Genomic DNA, 17,010 nt, shown 5'->3' with positions numbered 1-17,010 from the left:
GCTCCTTATAAATAGTCTTTAATTACATTCCAAGCTTGCTCTACAACATCCTCAAAAGCCTGTGAGGCATCAATTAGCTTGATACGTTCTGGTTCAGCCTGTGCCAAATCCAAATAACCTTGACGTACACGCTGATGTAGGTCAAGTTTCTCTAAATCCAACCGATTGACTTCACGTTCGCCGCTAGCTGCAATGCGGTCCAAACCAGTCTCAGAATCCACATCAAACAATAGGGTCACATCAGGTTTATACCCATCAGTCGCATAGGCATTTAACCAGGCAATCTCATTCTGATTCAAGCCACGACCAGTACCTTGATAGGCAACTGATGAATCAATAAAGCGATCCATGATGACCATATTGCCCTTTTCAAGCTCTGGCAAAACCTTCTCAACCAGATGTTGACGGCGAGCAGCAATATAGAGCAAGAGCTCTGTCTTAGCATCCATAGCCGTATTATCTACATCCAGAATAACCTCACGGATTTGCTCTGCAATAGCTACTCCTCCTGGTTCACGTGTCGTCACGACTTTGGCTGGATAGGCTTCTCTAAGACGAGGTAAAAGTGCCTCCAAAACTGTTGTCTTTCCAGCACCATCTGGCCCTTCGATTGAGATTAATAACCCTTTTGACATGATACTTCCTTTTTGATTTCTTTACTTTCTATTTTATCAAATTTTAGCTCAAATGAACAATCAAGGGCAAAAGAAAACAGAGGTTTCTAAAAACCCCTGTTTCTATCTGAATACTTCTGACCATGCCGATTGCAGGTTTCGAACCTGTGACCTACGCGTTACGAGTGCGTTGCTCTACCAACTGAGCTAAATCGGCTGACACAGTCATTCTAACACTATGTCCTAAAAAGTCAAGTTCTGTATGAAATTTACAAAAAAGAACTTGGACTAGCCAAGCTCATTCTTTTCTTACAATGATTTGTAAAGTTGACTTGCATTTTCAACAGTGAATCCATATTCTTTAAAGATACGGTCACCAGGTGCTGAGGCACCCCAAGTATCAATAGTAAGTGTTTTACCTGCAAGACCAACATATTTGCCCCAACCAAAGCTAGTTCCAGCTTCGATAGCCAAACGTTTTGTAACAGCTGCTGGAAGAACTTCTTCTTTATATGCAGCATCTTGTTCATCAAAGAGATTTTGTGATGGCATTGAAACAACACGGACATGCACTCCTTCAGCTTCAAGAGCCGCTTGAGTATCAAGAGCCAATTTCACTTCAGAACCTGTCGCAATGATGATACCATCAAGATCACCTTTAGCTTCTGAGATGATGTAAGCCCCTTTATTGACACCAGCTTCGGCATTTTCAGCTGTACCATCAAGGACTGGCAAGTTTTGACGTGTCAAAACTAGCATTGTTGGACGTTCAGTCTCAGCCAAGGCACGTTTCCACGCAGCATTAGTTTCATTACCATCTGCAGGACGGATAACGTTAAGGTTAGGCATTGAACGCACACTTGCCAATTGTTCGATTGGTTCGTGAGTAGGTCCATCTTCACCAACTGCTACTGAGTCGTGAGTCATAACATAAGTTACTGGCAAGTTTTGAAGAGCTGCCATACGTACTGCTGGAAGCAAGTAGTTTGAGAAGACGAAGAAAGTACCACCATAAACACGAGTACCACCATGAAGAGCAATACCATTCATTGCTGCAGCCATAGCAAACTCACGTACACCGAACCAAATATTACGTCCAGCATAGTTGTCTGCTTGGAAATCAGACTCAGCCTTAACCATAGTATTGTTAGAAGCTGAAAGGTCTGCTGAACCTCCCCAGAATGAAGGAACTTGTTTAGAAATCTGTTGGATAGCTTGTTGGCTTGACACACGGCTAGCTACTGCTGAACCCAATTCATGAGCATTCAAGTCAACGTGTACAGGTTCATTCGCAAAGGCAGCCTTGTATTCCGCAGCCAATTCTGGGTAAGCAGCTTCATATTCTGCAAATTTAGTTTGCCAAGCATTTTCAGCAGCTTCACCACGGAATTTAATACCAACTTCGAAACGACGAGCGACTTCATCTGGAACTGTAAAGGCTGGGGCATCATAACCATAAACATCTTTTGCGTGATCAATGCCGTCTTGACCAATTGGAGCACCGTGGACAGCTGATGTTCCTTGGCCTTCAGCTCCGTAACCAATGATTGTCTTAACTTCGATAATAGATGGTTTATCTGTCTCAGCCTTAGCTTCTTCAATAGCTTTAGCAATAGCTTCCAAATCATTACCATCTTTAACAAGAATGTGTTGCCAACCATAAGCTTCAAACTTAGCCTTAACATCTTCTGTGAAAGCCATTGAAGTTGGTCCATCAAGTGAGATATCATTTGAATCGTAAAGAAGTACCAACTTACCAAGTTTAAGGTGACCAGCAAGACTAGCAGCTTCTTGAGAAACACCTTCCATCAAACAACCATCGCCATGGAGGGCATAAGTATAATGGTCAACAATATCAAAACCAGGTTTGTTAAATTTAGCTGCCAAGTGCGCTTCAGCCATTGCCATACCTACAGCATTAGCAATCCCTTGACCAAGAGGTCCTGAAGTCGCTTCAACACCATCTGTATGGTTAACTTCAGGGTGACCTGGAGTCTTAGATCCCCATTGACGGAAGTTCTTCAAGTCGTCCATTGTCACGTCGTAGCCAGAAAGGTGCAAGAGACTATAAAGCAAGGCAGAACCATGACCTGCAGAAAGAACAAAACGGTCACGGTTTGTCCAGTTACGGCTAGTCTTTGGATTAACATTCATCACATGGTTCCAAAGTACATAAGCCATTGGCGCTGCACCCATAGGAAGACCTGGGTGCCCAGAATTCGCGGCTTGAATGGCCTCGATCGAAAGCGAACGAATAGTGCTGACCGCCATTTGGTCAATTGCATCAAAAGTCATGATTCTAACTCTCCTTTTTTGGGAAAAAATGCGGAGCATACAGACTATTAGCGTCTGAGCTCTAGTTATACTATTTTAATTATAGCATATTATCTATCTCTTTGGGCAGTCCAATTCTATTTGTGAGACCCTAAACCTATAAAATACAGGACCTAAAGCGTTCGTTTTTACAAACCAATAGCATTTGTCCTATCCCAAGCAATTATTAAATCTATTCATCAAAAAACAAAAAAGCCGAGGGAAACCTCGACTTTATCTAAAATTATTTAACGAAGTCAAGCAATGCCAAGAAGCTTTCAGCTTCAAGTGATGCACCACCTACAAGAGCTCCGTCAACGTCTGGACAAGCCATGTATTCAGCAACGTTTTCAGGTTTAACTGATCCACCGTATTGAACACGTACTTTGTCGGCAACTTCTTGACCAAAGTCAGCAGCTACAACGTCACGAACAACTTTACACATTTTTTGTGCGTCGTCTTGTGAAGCTGATTTACCAGTACCGATAGCCCAGATTGGTTCGTAGGCGATTACTGTTGAAGCTACTTGTTCTGCAGTCAATCCAGCAAGAGCAGCTGAAACTTGAGCACCTACGAATTCTGCTGCTTTACCAGCTTCGTAAGTTTCAAGTGATTCACCACAACAGATGATTGGAAGCATACCATTAGCAAAGATTGCTTTAGCTTTTTTGTTGATGTCTTCATCAGTTTCGTGGAAGTAGTCACGACGTTCTGAGTGACCGATAACAACGTAGTCAGTACCGATTTCTTTCAAAACTTGTGGGCTAGTTTCACCAGTGAAGGCACCAGCATTTTCAAAGTAAGTGTTTTGTGCAGCAACTTTAAGGTTTGAACCTTTAGCAGCGGCAAGTACAGCTGTCAAGTCAACTGCAGGAGCTGCGATACCAGCTTCAACAAGATCTGATGAAGGAAGTTTTGATGCTACAGCTTCAACGAATGCTTTTGCTTCTTCTGGATTTTTGTTCATTTTCCAGTTACCAGCGATAAATGGTTTACGTGACATTTCACATACCTCTTCTTTTATTTATTTACTCGTTTATTTTATCACAAATCCCTTACTATTACTAGGATTTTAGGAAAATTCCGAAAACTCGATCTGCTTTATGTCTATTTATCACTATCAAAACTTAGCTTAAGGACCTTAAACAGTTTAAAAGTATAGAATACAAACATTTTCAAACACCAAAAAGAGCCGAGTAAACTCGACTCTCTCAATTATTGTCTGACGAATAATTGTATTGGGAACTTAATATTAATTAAGCTTCGATTTCAGATACAATACCTGAACCAACAGTACGTCCACCTTCACGGATAGAGAATGTTGTACCTTGTTCAACGGCGATTGGGTGAATCAACTCAACGTCGATAGTCACGTTATCACCAGGCATAACCATTTCAGTACCTGCAGGAAGTTCGATTGAACCTGTTACGTCAGTTGTACGGAAGTAGAACTGTGGACGGTAGTTGTTGAAGAATGGAGTGTGACGTCCACCTTCTTCTTTAGAAAGGATGTAAACTTCACCTTTGAATTTAGTGTGTGGGTTGATTGAACCAGGTGCAGCCAATACTTGACCACGTTCGATTTCATCACGTTGGATACCACGAAGAAGGACACCGACGTTATCTCCGGCAATACCTTCGTCAAGTTGTTTACGGAACATTTCAACACCAGTAACAACTGCTTTTTGGATTTCTTCTTTAAGACCAACGATTTCAACTTCGTCATTGACACGAACAACACCACGGTCGATACGTCCTGAAGCAACAGTACCACGACCAGTGATTGAGAATACGTCTTCGACTGGAAGCAACAATGGTTTGTCAGTGTCACGTTCTGGTTCTGGAATGTATTCGTCAACAGTGTTCATCAAGTCCATGATGATGTCTTCGTATTTAGAATCACCTTCAAGAGCTTTAAGAGCTGAACCTTGGATAACTGGAATGTCATCACCTGGGAAATCGTATTCTGAAAGAAGGTCACGGATTTCCATTTCAACCAATTCAAGCAATTCTTCATCGTCAACCAAGTCAACTTTGTTCATGAAGACGATAAGGTGTTTAACACCAACCTGACGTGAAAGAAGGATGTGCTCACGAGTTTGTGGCATTGGTCCGTCAGTAGATGCTACTACAAGGATCGCACCGTCCATTTGAGCGGCACCAGTGATCATGTTTTTAACGTAGTCCGCGTGTCCTGGCGCGTCGATGTGAGCGTAGTGACGTTTTTCAGTTTCATACTCAACGTGTGCAGTGTTGATTGTGATACCGCGTTCACGTTCTTCTGGTGCAGCGTCGATTGAAGCGTAGTCTTTTGGTGTGTTAACTGCGCTAGGAAGACGACGAGCCAATACAGTTGTGATAGCAGCTGTCAAAGTAGTTTTACCGTGGTCAACGTGTCCGATTGTACCAATGTTAACGTGTGGTTTACTACGATCGTATTTTTCTTTTGCCATTTAGGAAAAGCCTCCAATAAAATATATTTTATAGATAGACAGTAGGCAATACAGTCTAACTTTACTCTACTATTCTATCAAAATGTCATAGAATTGCAAGTATTTTATATAGTTTTCAGTTTTTCTTTAGAGTAATTACAAATATTCCTTTCAATAATTCTATTTCTACTGCTCCTATTAGCTTTCACTATATTCATACTACTGCCTAACACCATCTAACGAAAAAAGAAGCCGTATTAACGACTTCTTCTTAAAGGTACGATTTTTTCATCTTGATTTTCCAATTCTTGAGTCTGAGATAACTCATCCTCAATCGCTTGAACAATATTATCACGCTTTTCATTAGCAGCGATGTTCAAGACAAAGGCTATCCCAACTGAAGTCACTAAAAGAGAGTTACCTCCTTGCGAAAGGAAGGGGAAGGTAACCCCTGTTGATGGAATTAGCCCTGAGATTCCTCCGATGTTAACGAAGACCTGCATTAGCATTAAGGCACCTACACCCAATGCCATCATAGAGTTAAAAGGATTTCGTGCCTTTACTCCCACAATCATAATACGAAGAATGAGGAAAAAGAGGAGGGCCAGAATCAAGCCAGCTCCGATAAGACCTAACTCTTCAATTGCAATTGAAAACACAAAGTCTGTTGTAGCTTCTGGGAGATAACCAGTTTTTTCAATCGAATTTCCAAGTCCAAGACCGAACCAGCCCCCATTACTCATAGCATAGTAGGAATGAGATAGCTGGAGACCAGATCCAGTCAAATCCTTGAACGGATTAAAATATGCTGCGAAACGCTTGGCAACATAACCGAAGATAGGTACCTTAGCCATGGTTTGAACCCCAACCAAGGCAATTAAACCAAGGAAGGCTGATGAAATCCCTACAATGCCTGCAAATAAGGCCGTGAACCAACGGTAGCCAACACCAGAAATTGAAAACATAACTACCGTAGTCAACACAATGATAGCCGCATTACCCAAGTCAGGTTGGATAGCAACCAAACCAATCATTACAAGCAAATAAACACGCCAGTCATTAAGTTCCTTACCATTCCTAGGAATCCATCTATTCTTCGTCAAGGCTTGGTAGTCATAACGTTCTATAGCAGACTGTTTTTTTGAAAAAGTGTGTGCCAAGAACCAGACAACAATGATCTTAAGGTACTCTGCTGGTTGGAAAGACAAGGGTCCAAGCACAATCCAACCATTGGCACCATTGATTTCCCTGGTGAAAAATTTGGCAATGACCAAAAGTAAAATCTCAAAGGCAATAACAACACCCAAAAGCTTATCTTTCCTGAGAAAGTTCAATTTCAGTCGGTAGATGAAAAAAATAGAGAACAAGGATACCAACCAAAAGGCTCCTTGGTTCACAACAGACGCGAAGGGATTGGCACCCAAGGCTACTAAACGAGCACTCGTTGTTGAATACACTACTATCAAACCAACCACGGATAAGATTAAATAAGGTATCAAGATGGTGTAATCTAAAAGATGCTTCTTTTCAATTTTCATATCTTTAAAAAACTCATACTTTCTATTACGTTACTCTACATTCTTTCTAAAAATATAAAGCTAACAGCTTATATTATAACACTTTGATACCTTAAACTAAAGTAAAAGCTAAATTAACCGTTTTCAAGACTGGAAATCTAATTTTTTAACTTACCTTCAGATAGGTTTTACAATGAGCTTTCTTTGATAACCTTGCTGCTTCTCATGTTTTCTCTTACTACAAACAAAAAACAAGACCTAAGTCTCGTTTTTTGTTTATCTTATTTTGTACCGACACTGATACGATTAAGTGCTCGACGGAGAGCAACCTGAGCACGTTGAACTTCATCAATACGGTCAGATTTAGTTGCTTCTTCCAAGTCACGTTCGGCACGTTGCTTGGCACGTTCGGCACGAGAAACGTCAATGTCGCGTTCACGTTCTGCTGAATCGGCAACGATAGTAATAAAATCATCTTTAACTTCGATGATACCACCGTTTACGGCAATCCAATCGACGTGACTCTCGTCATCCACACGACGAACCTTGAGTTCATCCACTTCAAGTGGCGCAATCAAGTTAATATGGCCTGGCAAGATACCAATTTGACCATCTTTAGTAACCGCGTGGATAAAGCTGGCATGGTGGTCATATTTGAGACCATCCGGAGTTACCACTTGTACGGTCATTTGTGCCATATCTTCACCTCATTAGTAGCCCATAGCTTTAGCTTTAGCTACTACATCCTCAATTGGACCTACGCTACGGAAGGCATCTTCTGGAAGATTGTCATATTTACCTTCAAGGATTTCTTTAAAGCTACGAACGGTTTCAGCAACTGGAACATAAGAACCTGGTTGACCTGTAAACTGTTCAGCAACGTTGAAGTTTTGTGACAAGAAGAATTGGATACGACGAGCACGTCCAACCAATGTTTTTTCTTCGTCTGACAATTCATCCATACCAAGGATAGCGATAATATCTTGCAATTCACGGTAACGTTGAAGCACACGTTGAACTTCAGTCGCAACAGCATAGTGTTCTTCACCAACAATTTCAGGTGAAAGGGCACGTGAGCTTGATGCCAATGGGTCAACGGCTGGATAAATACCCATTTGTGTCAACTTACGTTCAAGGTTGGTTGTTGAATCCAAGTGAGCAAATGCTGTAGCTGGCGCTGGGTCAGTATAGTCATCGGCTGGAACGTAGATGGCTTGGATTGATGTAACAGAACCTTTTTTAGTTGATGTGATACGTTCTTGCAATTGACCCATTTCAGTAGCAAGTGTAGGTTGGTAACCAACGGCTGATGGCATACGACCAAGAAGGGCAGAAACCTCAGAACCTGCTTGAGTGAAACGGAAGATGTTATCGATGAAGAGAAGCACGTCTTGACCTTCAACATCACGGAAGTATTCCGCAATTGTCAAACCAGTAAGAGCAACACGCATACGTGCTCCAGGTGGTTCGTTCATTTGACCGAAGACCATGGCTGTTTTCTCAATAACGCCAGATTCTTTCATTTCCCAGTAAAGGTCATTACCTTCACGTGTACGTTCACCAACACCTGTAAACACGGAAATACCACCGTGCTCTTGGGCAATGTTGTGAATCAACTCTTGAATAAGAACGGTTTTACCAACACCGGCACCACCAAAGAGTCCGACTTTACCACCTTTAAGGTAAGGGGCAAGCAAGTCGATAACTTTAATCCCTGTTTCAAGGATTTCAGTAGATGTTGACAATTCATCGAAAGTTGGTGCTTTTTTGTGAATTGGTTCACGCTCTGCATCTTCTGCAAAAGGTGCTTCCAAGTCAATGGTATCACCAAGAACGTTAAAGACACGTCCAAGGGTATCTTTACCAACAGGAACGCTGATTGGACGACCAGTGTCCAGAACTTCTAGTCCACGAGTCAATCCATCAGTAGATTCCATGGCAATGGTACGAACCACACCTTCTCCAAGTTCAAGAGCTACTTCGAGCACGATACGTTTAGACTTTTGTTCATCAGTATAAACGACCAATGCATTGTTAATCTCAGGGAGTTTATCACCGGCTGCAAACGCTACGTCTACAACAGGACCAACAACCTGAGCAATTTTGCCTGAGCTCATTGTTTTCTCCTTATGATAGTTTTTTGGATGACAATCATCCCTTTTTCATGTGTGTCTAATTAAGACAAATCTCTGCTATTCAAGTGCACTTGCACCACCAACAATTTCAGTAATTTCCTGAGTGATGGCAGCTTGACGCGCACGGTTATATTGGATTGTCAAATCGTTAATCACGTTCTTAGCATTATCAGTGGCTGTCTGCATTGCAGTCATACCCGCTGCGTGCTCAGCTGTTTTGGCATCTACGATAGCACCGTAGATAAGACTCTCCGCATATTGTGGTAAGAGTTGATCCAAAATAGTGTCACGATCTGGTTCCAATTCAAACTTGGTCAACACATGACCTTCTGATTCATTGGGATCCAAATCAGCGATAGGAAGCATTTGTTCCACACGAACTTCGCTAGACAAACTGTTAACATGGTGGTTATAGCACACATAGAGTTCATCAAAAAGTTCATTTTGATACATTCCTACAGCTTTAGAAATGATTTTTCCGACTTGATCAAAACTAGGTTGATCTTCAAGGCCACGAAGTTCAAAAGCAACATTCATGTTACGAGCCTTGAAGAAATCTGAACCTGTTCCACCAATAGAAATGATAGCATATTCATCTTCAGAATCATGGTCACGTTTAATCATGTCCAACACAGCTTTAAGAATTGTTGAGTTATAACCTCCAACAAGTCCTTTATCTGAAGTAATGACAATGTAACCTGTCTTACGAACTGGGCGTGCATCCAACATTGGATTTGACGAACCATTAATCAATTCTGAATGTAGAAGATCTGTTGTGATCTGTCTAATTTTTGAGGCATAGATTTGGAAATCTTTAGCAGCTTGCTCAGAACGTGTCAATTTTGAGGCAGAAACCATTTGCATGGCTCCTGTGATCTGACTCGTTTTCTTTGTTGAAGCAATTTTTGCTTGGATTTCTCTTAGAGAGCCTGCCATATGCTGTCCTCCCTATTTCTATTTGTATTCTGATTGATCTTTGAAAGCTTGGATAGCTTCATTAAGTACAGATTCCTCAGGAAGATCCTTAGTCGTACGAATAGTTTCAAAGATATCCTCATGGTGACTATCAAAGTAGTCATAGAGTGCTTCTTCAAAATCCAAGATTTGATCAACCGGAACACTATCCAAGAAACCGTGTGTCAAAGCGTAAAGGATAACAACTTGTTTCTCAACTGGAAGTGGTTTATGAAGCGGTTGTTTCAAAACTTCGATTGTACGACGACCACGGTTCAATTTCGCTTGAGTCGCAGCATCCAAATCTGAACCAAATTGCGTAAAGGCTTCAAGTTCACGATATGAAGCCAAGTCAAGACGAAGTGTACCAGCAACCTTCTTCATCGCTTTAATTTGCGCTGATCCACCTACACGTGATACGGAAGAACCCGCATCAATGGCTGGACGAATACCTGAGTTAAACAAGTTTTCTTGCAAGAAGATTTGTCCATCTGTGATTGAGATAACGTTTGTTGCGATATAAGCTGAGATATCTCCGGCTTGCGTTTGGATGATTGGCAAGGCAGTAATTGAACCACCACCAAGGTCATCTGAAACTTTAGCTGAACGTTCCAAAAGACGTGAGTGGAGATAGAAGACATCCCCTGGGTAGGCTTCACGACCTGGTGGACGACGGAGAAGCAATGAAAGTTCACGGTAGGCCACGGCTTGTTTAGACAAATCATCATAAACAATCAAGACGTGTTTTCCGTTATACATGAACTCTTCAGCCATTGCAACACCAGCGTAAGGCGCGATGTAAAGCAATGGTGATGGTTGTGATGCTGAGGCAGTCACAACGATTGTGTAATCAAGAGCACCATGTTTACGAAGCGTTTCTACTTGTGTACGAACTGTTGATTCTTTTTGACCAATAGCCACATAGATACAGATCATATCTTGACCTTTTTGGTTCAAGATAGCATCAATGGCTACTGAAGTTTTACCAGTTTGGCGGTCTCCGATGACCAACTCACGTTGACCACGTCCAATTGGAACCAAGGCATCAATGGCCTTAAGACCAGTTTGCAATGGCTCAGAAACTGATTTACGTTGCATAACACCTGGAGCAGGTGTTTCAACTGGACGGAAACCTGTTGTTTCGATGTCACCAAGACCATCAACTGGTTGCCCAAGTGGGTTTACTACACGACCAATAAGGGCTTCACCAACTGGAACTTCCATGATTTTTCCAGTACGTTTAACAATATCGCCTTCACGAATTGCTACGAAATCCCCCAAGATAATGATACCGACATCATTAGTTTCAAGGTTTTGGGCCATACCATAGGCACCATTTTCAAATTCGAGCAACTCACCACTCATGGCATTATCAAGACCACGAGCACGTGCGATACCGTCACCGATATAGGTAACGACACCAGTTTCAGTGACGTCAAAGTTTGGCTGGAAGTTTTCAATTTGCTTTTTAATTAAAGCGCTAATTTCTTGTGCGTTAATTGCCAAAAGTCACACCACTTTCTATTTCAAATTCGTTTTAAAGGTTTGCAATTGACTGCGAATTGACGTGTCAACAACCTTATTTTTTGCTTTGATGACGAATCCTCCGATGAGGTCCTCATCAATTTTTTCTACTAAACGACGTGTCTTAATCTCAAATTTTTGTGAAACAATCGCCAAAAGTCGGGCTTTTTGTTCCTCAGACAAGGGACTTGCTGATGTCACTGTAACATCGTAAGTATTGTCTTCTTGATCAAAGAGCTCAAGGACCAATTTCAACACATCATAGAGAATGTTGGCACGGTCATTGAGTAAGATTACCTCAAGAAAATTGTTCATATACACTGAACAAGACTCTTGAAACAAGCTCAAACTTTCTTTTTTAGCTTCACTTGTCACATTTTCCTGCGACAAGAAGTTTTTTAGATTTGTTTCAGAAAAAACTGTTAGGATTTGCCTTACTTCTTCTTGGATTGTTGACACGGCGTCTTGTTCAAAAGCGACTTCTACCAGGCTTCTGGCATACTGCTCAACAAGAGCTTGTGTTTTCTTATCCATTAAGCATCTCCTAATTGATCAAGATAGCTATCAATCAAGTCAGATTGCGCTTTAGCATCAAGGTTTTGTTTCATAACTTTTTCCGCCAAGAGGACAGTTAAGTCTGCAACTTCACCTTTAACGCCAGCAAGTGCTTCCACACGGCTTTGGGCGATGTCTTGATTTGCTTTTTCTTTCAAGCGTTTAGCTTCATCATGTGCTTCTGCAATGATTTTAGATTCTTGAGTTTTACCAGTTTCCTTGGCCCCATCAATAATTTGAGCTGCCTCAGTGCGAGCACCTGCCAACTCATCTTGACGTTTTTGTGCCAAGCTTTCTGCTTCTTGACGAGCATTTTCAGCACTATCAATATCTGTGGCAATTTTCTTTTCACGAGCAGCAAAGATTCCTGTAATTTGATCCCATGCGAATTTACGGATGAGGTAATACAAGAGAAAAACTGAGCCGAGTGTGATAATGATATTACCAAGTGTCGTACTATTAATAAGTATTGACATTTCATTTCTCCCTTTCTTAATTATTCTTCGTTGACTTTATCACCAATATAGTTTGAACTTAGGATAATAAAGACATAGGCTTGGATAAAGCCGATAAAGGCTGAAAAGGCAACCCAGACAAGGTTCAAAGCAAAGGATACAGGTGCTGCAAAAGCAGACCAGGTCACCAATTGAAGAATCAAGCCAGTAAGTACCTCACCAGAATAAATGTTACCAAACAAACGCAAGGCCAATGAAGCAGGGTTGGTTAATTGTTCCAAAATGTTCATTGGGAGCATAGCTGGGTATGGTGAAAGGTAGCCCTTTAGATAGCCTTTAAACCCTTTTTTACGGATCCCCTCAATATGACTAATGAGGGTAATAATCAAAGAAAGAGTGATAGTAACACCGAAGTTCGATGTTGGAGAAGTCCAAAAATTGTAATGCTCACTTTTTACAGATACAAGCAAACCTAAGTTGTTCGCTGTAAAAACAAAGGTGAAAATTACAAACAAGAGCAAACTATAATTTTTCGTGAATTTCCCAAGATTTTGAGAAATGGTACTGTTCACAAACTCATAGATGAACTCAAGCACATTTTGTTTTCCCTTTGGTTTAATGGTCATCTTACGACTTGACCAAAAAACCACTCCAAAAACGATAATTACTGTCAAGAGAGACATGGCAAGGACAGTCAAGTCAAAATCAATCCCAAATAATGAGACGGTTGGATTACTTGTAGTTTCCACTGCTCATCCCTCCTTCATCTTTTATTTGTCTATTAGACAATGTAGCTAAGGGCAAACAATACGAAGAAGGTACCTTCGATAAAGGCAACACCAGTAAACATCAATGTTTGAAGTTTGCTAAACATCTCAGGTTGGCGAGCTGCAGCTTTAGCGATATTGGCAACGAGGATACCCTCACCAAGAGATACACCCATAACGGCCAAACCGAGGGCTAAGATAGTTAGATTCATAGTAGAATTCTCCTTTTTAATTATTTTTACCCTGCTATTTTAGTCCTATTTTCCACGAAAGTCAATGAATTGACGGTTTTTTAGACGTTTTCACTGACTTTGCCTAACGTTTTCATTTTACTTACACAAGCGTTTATTTTTAATGAAAAACTTTCTGCTTATTTCATAAAAACAAGCCTAACCTTGTGAGATTAGACTTGTTTGGGAGATTTATGAAAAAAAGAAAGTTTCACTGTCTGACTCAGCGTCAGAGGTGTGAGATCTACCGAACCATGTTCAGCAATACTTATTAGGATGGTCATAGTATAGCTTGAGTTACTTAAAGAAAGCTGAAGGGGGGGGGGTGGATTATTTAGTGTCTCTCTCCAAATAAATCTACATGTCTGTTTATTTCCTCTCAAGATAGTCACTAATAAAAATCAATACGAAATCGACCTTTAACCACCAGTTAAATATCTATCTTAATACTAATTCACTTTAATACAAATACATAATTTTACACTTCTCTTCAATTAACATAAATTTAAAAAATACGACTGATTCTTCTACTTTATTGTCTGTATAATAAGAAGAATTACTGTTGCTTTATATAGATAAGTGATTAGTCTTAAAAATTAAATATAACTATTTATAACGATACCTTCTCTTCTTGAAATTCAATCTTTCTTTAAATTCATCCTGAATAATAAGATTTTTTATAAAATCAATCATTTGACCTTGTTTTAAAGGTGAAAGTTTGTTACCTACTAATTTGTTGGAAAGAGATTGAACAAATACTTCAACAGACAGCATTTGCCTATCTAAAGTACTCTCAATATAAGATTTTAATCTCTTTAAAAACTCTATATTCTCAAACATATCTTGGTAGAACGGATCACCAATTTTTATTATATAAAAATCATAAAGTTCATTATTTTGAAAAAAATACGAACCGTATTCATTGAACATTTCCACTGCAAAAGTATTTCCTGAGTAATATTCTTGACGACTAAACTTGAAAGCATTCCATCTCAAATCAAACTCTAAAAGCAGTAAACCATTAATTGATAATCTGTTAAGAATGGACGATAATTTCAGATTACTATTGAATAACAAATAATCAATAGAATTTTCAAGTTGATCGTTGTTATACACCTTACTTAAACAATCATTTTCAAAATCACTTGAGAAGTGACTTCTCAAACTAAAATATTCGCTACAGAAGATACTGAATTCTTCCCTTCTTTGGTTAGCTTTTATTTGAAGTTGTCTCTTTAGAATTAATGATTGAGCATACTGACTTTTACTGTTTACATTTTCTGTAAAGAAATCACTATTTTTACAAACATTATTATGGCTAACAAATCTAAATGGCATTTTCTTATTAAGTTTAAATCTACCTTGATAGCTATATCTATCACCTAACATCCATTGAATAAAAAAAACTTTAAAATTTGATTGATTATTATATTCAAATTGTTTGAACCAAGACCAATCTTTGATGATATCATTTCTTGTTTTCCAGAGTATATCTAGGAATCTATCAGTAAATTTATATTTAATATTTGTCTCTAAAAGTATTTTTTTAGACTCCCCATATACTTTGTTACTATCATTGTTATTATTCGAAATTATTTTTTTTATATTTTTGCAATAGAAATATAAATCTATGTTTTCATACCATTGATTATCATATGTTGACAATAATTGATAGAGCATATATGCAAGTTGATATTTTTCATTCATGCTCCAAATTAAACTTTGAATATTTTTATTTCTGCTCGAAGCATATGTTCTATCATTTTTTAAGATATTAAAATATGTCTTAGAATGAAATTCTTTAAAATCTTCTGTAACATATCTGAATATTTTTTCAATATCTACAGTATCTTCATCAATATCTTTCAATCTCTTCACAATAGCTTCCCATTGATACTCCCTTATTCGATAAATATATTGACAGTTTAATTCGGGTTGTTTATTTTCAAAGTAATTACCAAACGACATTCTGTGGTGTTTAACAAAATCTGAAAAAACTCTTATCACAACCTCATCTTTTTTTAAAATTTGACTAATAAGCAATTCATGAAGAGGAACATATAAATCTAATCTAAAACCTATAAATTCTTTTTCTATTGATAATTCTTGTTTATATATTATACTCGTAAAGTCTTTTCTAATCATTTGTATCAATAGTTTTAGGTGACCGTCTAATACTGATAGCCAAACTTCATTTGAAATACTATCACAGGACTCATCCAGAAACTGTATAAGTTTTTCACAGTATGACTTATAAAATTTAAATAACTTTTTGATCTTAACTTCAGACCATTTTTTTTCAAGAATTCTACTTCTCAATTCTTTTTGAATCCTTTCAAAAATAGTCTTTATCAATAAGGACTTTTCTGAGTCGTTATTCATCTTATTGTACTGTTTACGAACTCCTATAAATAACCTATCTGCTTCTCCGGCTCTTAAACATTCTATAAATAATGAATCATATGTATTTTCAATATCATTTTCTATCTGTTTTTCTATCCATCTAGCTTTTCCAATTTTTAATTCAATGGAAGTTCCAACTGTCTTAATCATTGTAATAACTAAAAAAACATATAATACAATCAAGAACAAAAAATCAAGTTGCCAAATTATTCTCATATCTTCTTGCAGATTAATAAACAACTTATTTCTAGCAAAAAAAATCGTCAAAAATGGAATAATACCAAATGATAAAATAAAGAAAGAAAAACAGTTTGATTTGCTTAATTGATATGAAAATGATCTATTTAAAATATAATTTAACTTATTTTCACCCATATACATATCTCTATCTGCTCCGTTTGCAACGAATTGAAGAAATGCAAAATACATTCCATATAGTGATAAAATGGGAGTAATATTTTTTAAAGCTAAAAAAAGACCATCAGAAAAATCAACCTTTGACATAATGCTTGTATATTTCAACCCAAGAAAATTAAATTTTACACTAAAAAATAAAGCAACATAAATCACTAATGAAATCAAAATCGCTGATATACCAAAATAATCATTAAAAATTCTTTTTATCACTGAATTATAACTTTTTTCACATAGATATACCTTATTCCCAATATAAGGTATGGAAGATAAAGAAATAAATATACCTTTTATAATCAACCTTATTGACGAAATAATAAACAAAAATAGCAATAGTTTACTATAATCTGAACTAATCTTGTTTAAAAAAAATAATATTAATAATATAACATAAAGTGGTAGGACTAATATTTTCTGCCATTTTTTAACATCATCGGAATAAGCAATTCCCAAAAGAAGTGTGGCAGGAACAACAATCCCCCCCAAAACAATCTCTGTAATCAGCACAGATATATTACCATAATAACTTAATATAACCAATAAAACACAAAAGAAATAATAAAAGAAAGCTTTTATAGTACTTTGTGAATTAACAAATAAAGCAAACGTTGAGATAATGAACAATAATAAAATAGTGATGTTAGAAAAAATTAACATACACCCTCCTATATAACTTTTATGCTACTCATTATACCAA

General features: G+C 38.2%; 14 protein-coding genes and 1 tRNA gene. All 15 read right to left on the bottom strand.

What is annotated here, in order from left to right; all coding sequences use genetic code 11:
- Positions 1–5 precede the first annotated feature (5 nt).
- The 15 genes from tmk to ACT170_RS00530 all read right to left on the bottom strand — a co-directional run bounded on the left by tmk (position 6) and on the right by ACT170_RS00530 (position 16,970).
- A complete protein-coding gene (gene tmk / locus ACT170_RS00600; RefSeq protein WP_324711868.1) occupies positions 6–635 on the bottom strand; it encodes a dTMP kinase in 630 nt (209 codons plus the stop codon).
- 123 nt (positions 636–758) lie between these two features.
- Positions 759–831: transfer RNA gene (locus tag ACT170_RS00595), tRNA-Thr, on the bottom strand.
- A gap of 92 nt (positions 832–923) precedes the next feature.
- Positions 924–2,909 carry a transketolase gene (gene tkt / locus ACT170_RS00590; protein ID WP_270326553.1) on the bottom strand — a complete coding sequence of 662 codons (1,986 nt, stop codon included), beginning with the start codon at positions 2,907–2,909 and terminating at the stop codon, positions 924–926.
- Between the two features lie 262 nt (positions 2,910–3,171).
- Positions 3,172–3,930, bottom strand: coding sequence for a triose-phosphate isomerase (tpiA, locus tag ACT170_RS00585; RefSeq protein WP_002890214.1), 759 nt, complete (start codon positions 3,928–3,930; stop codon positions 3,172–3,174).
- A 253-nt stretch (positions 3,931–4,183) separates the two neighbouring features.
- Positions 4,184–5,380, bottom strand: coding sequence for an elongation factor Tu (tuf, locus tag ACT170_RS00580; protein WP_002890213.1), 1,197 nt, complete (start codon positions 5,378–5,380; stop codon positions 4,184–4,186).
- 236 nt (positions 5,381–5,616) lie between these two features.
- The gene (gene ftsW, locus ACT170_RS00575; protein ID WP_270615316.1) at positions 5,617–6,897 is read right to left on the bottom strand and encodes a cell division peptidoglycan polymerase FtsW; all 1,281 of its coding nucleotides are present in this window, start codon (positions 6,895–6,897) and stop codon (positions 5,617–5,619) included.
- Positions 6,898–7,157: 260 nt separating this feature from the next.
- Positions 7,158–7,574, bottom strand: a complete 417-nt coding sequence (locus ACT170_RS00570; protein ID WP_002890211.1) for a F0F1 ATP synthase subunit epsilon — start codon at positions 7,572–7,574, stop codon at positions 7,158–7,160.
- Between the two features lie 12 nt (positions 7,575–7,586).
- Entirely contained in the window at positions 7,587–8,993 is a 1,407-nt protein-coding gene (gene atpD / locus ACT170_RS00565) for a F0F1 ATP synthase subunit beta (RefSeq protein ID WP_002890209.1), read from the bottom strand.
- Positions 8,994–9,068: 75 nt separating this feature from the next.
- Entirely contained in the window at positions 9,069–9,947 is an 879-nt protein-coding gene (locus ACT170_RS00560) for a F0F1 ATP synthase subunit gamma (protein ID WP_002890208.1), read from the bottom strand.
- Between the two features lie 18 nt (positions 9,948–9,965).
- On the bottom strand, positions 9,966–11,471 hold the full coding sequence (gene atpA, locus ACT170_RS00555; protein WP_002885972.1) for a F0F1 ATP synthase subunit alpha: 1,506 nt from the start codon (positions 11,469–11,471) through the stop codon (positions 9,966–9,968).
- Between the two features lie 15 nt (positions 11,472–11,486).
- On the bottom strand, positions 11,487–12,023 hold the full coding sequence (locus ACT170_RS00550; RefSeq protein WP_021144582.1) for a F0F1 ATP synthase subunit delta: 537 nt from the start codon (positions 12,021–12,023) through the stop codon (positions 11,487–11,489).
- Complete coding sequence (atpF, locus tag ACT170_RS00545) at positions 12,023–12,520, bottom strand: F0F1 ATP synthase subunit B (RefSeq protein ID WP_014634008.1); 498 nt, start codon at positions 12,518–12,520, stop codon at positions 12,023–12,025. Before atpF ends, ACT170_RS00550 begins: the two co-directional genes overlap by 1 nt.
- Before the next feature lie 20 nt (positions 12,521–12,540).
- Complete coding sequence (gene atpB, locus ACT170_RS00540) at positions 12,541–13,248, bottom strand: F0F1 ATP synthase subunit A (protein ID WP_151404497.1); 708 nt, start codon at positions 13,246–13,248, stop codon at positions 12,541–12,543.
- A gap of 32 nt (positions 13,249–13,280) precedes the next feature.
- Positions 13,281–13,478, bottom strand: a complete 198-nt coding sequence (locus tag ACT170_RS00535; protein ID WP_002886037.1) for a F0F1 ATP synthase subunit C — start codon at positions 13,476–13,478, stop codon at positions 13,281–13,283.
- A gap of 624 nt (positions 13,479–14,102) precedes the next feature.
- A complete protein-coding gene (locus ACT170_RS00530) occupies positions 14,103–16,970 on the bottom strand; it encodes a hypothetical protein (RefSeq protein ID WP_444817893.1) in 2,868 nt (955 codons plus the stop codon).
- Positions 16,971–17,010 lie beyond the last annotated feature (40 nt).

It is taken from the genome of Streptococcus sp. cx1 (assembly GCF_052384325.1).
In the GTDB taxonomy this organism is placed as follows: domain Bacteria; phylum Bacillota; class Bacilli; order Lactobacillales; family Streptococcaceae; genus Streptococcus; species Streptococcus salivarius_G.
Note: the sequence above shows the minus strand (reverse complement) of the source record. Positions and strands in the feature narration are given on the sequence as shown.

What these genes read in the sequence shown, in the direction of transcription:
- tmk (WP_324711868.1), bottom strand. Translation starts at nt 635, where the DNA reads ATGTCAAAAGGGTTATTAATCTCAATCGAAGGGCCAGATGGTGCTGGA.
- tkt (WP_270326553.1), bottom strand. Translation starts at nt 2,909, where the DNA reads ATGACTTTTGATGCAATTGACCAAATGGCGGTCAGCACTATTCGTTCG.
- tpiA (WP_002890214.1), bottom strand. Translation starts at nt 3,930, where the DNA reads ATGTCACGTAAACCATTTATCGCTGGTAACTGGAAAATGAACAAAAAT.
- tuf (WP_002890213.1), bottom strand. Translation starts at nt 5,380, where the DNA reads ATGGCAAAAGAAAAATACGATCGTAGTAAACCACACGTTAACATTGGT.
- ftsW (WP_270615316.1), bottom strand. Translation starts at nt 6,897, where the DNA reads ATGAAAATTGAAAAGAAGCATCTTTTAGATTACACCATCTTGATACCT.
- ACT170_RS00570 (WP_002890211.1), bottom strand. Translation starts at nt 7,574, where the DNA reads ATGGCACAAATGACCGTACAAGTGGTAACTCCGGATGGTCTCAAATAT.
- atpD (WP_002890209.1), bottom strand. Translation starts at nt 8,993, where the DNA reads ATGAGCTCAGGCAAAATTGCTCAGGTTGTTGGTCCTGTTGTAGACGTA.
- ACT170_RS00560 (WP_002890208.1), bottom strand. Translation starts at nt 9,947, where the DNA reads ATGGCAGGCTCTCTAAGAGAAATCCAAGCAAAAATTGCTTCAACAAAG.
- ACT170_RS00550 (WP_021144582.1), bottom strand. Translation starts at nt 12,023, where the DNA reads ATGGATAAGAAAACACAAGCTCTTGTTGAGCAGTATGCCAGAAGCCTG.
- atpF (WP_014634008.1), bottom strand. Translation starts at nt 12,520, where the DNA reads ATGTCAATACTTATTAATAGTACGACACTTGGTAATATCATTATCACA.
- ACT170_RS00535 (WP_002886037.1), bottom strand. Translation starts at nt 13,478, where the DNA reads ATGAATCTAACTATCTTAGCCCTCGGTTTGGCCGTTATGGGTGTATCT.
- ACT170_RS00530 (WP_444817893.1), bottom strand. Translation starts at nt 16,970, where the DNA reads ATGTTAATTTTTTCTAACATCACTATTTTATTATTGTTCATTATCTCA.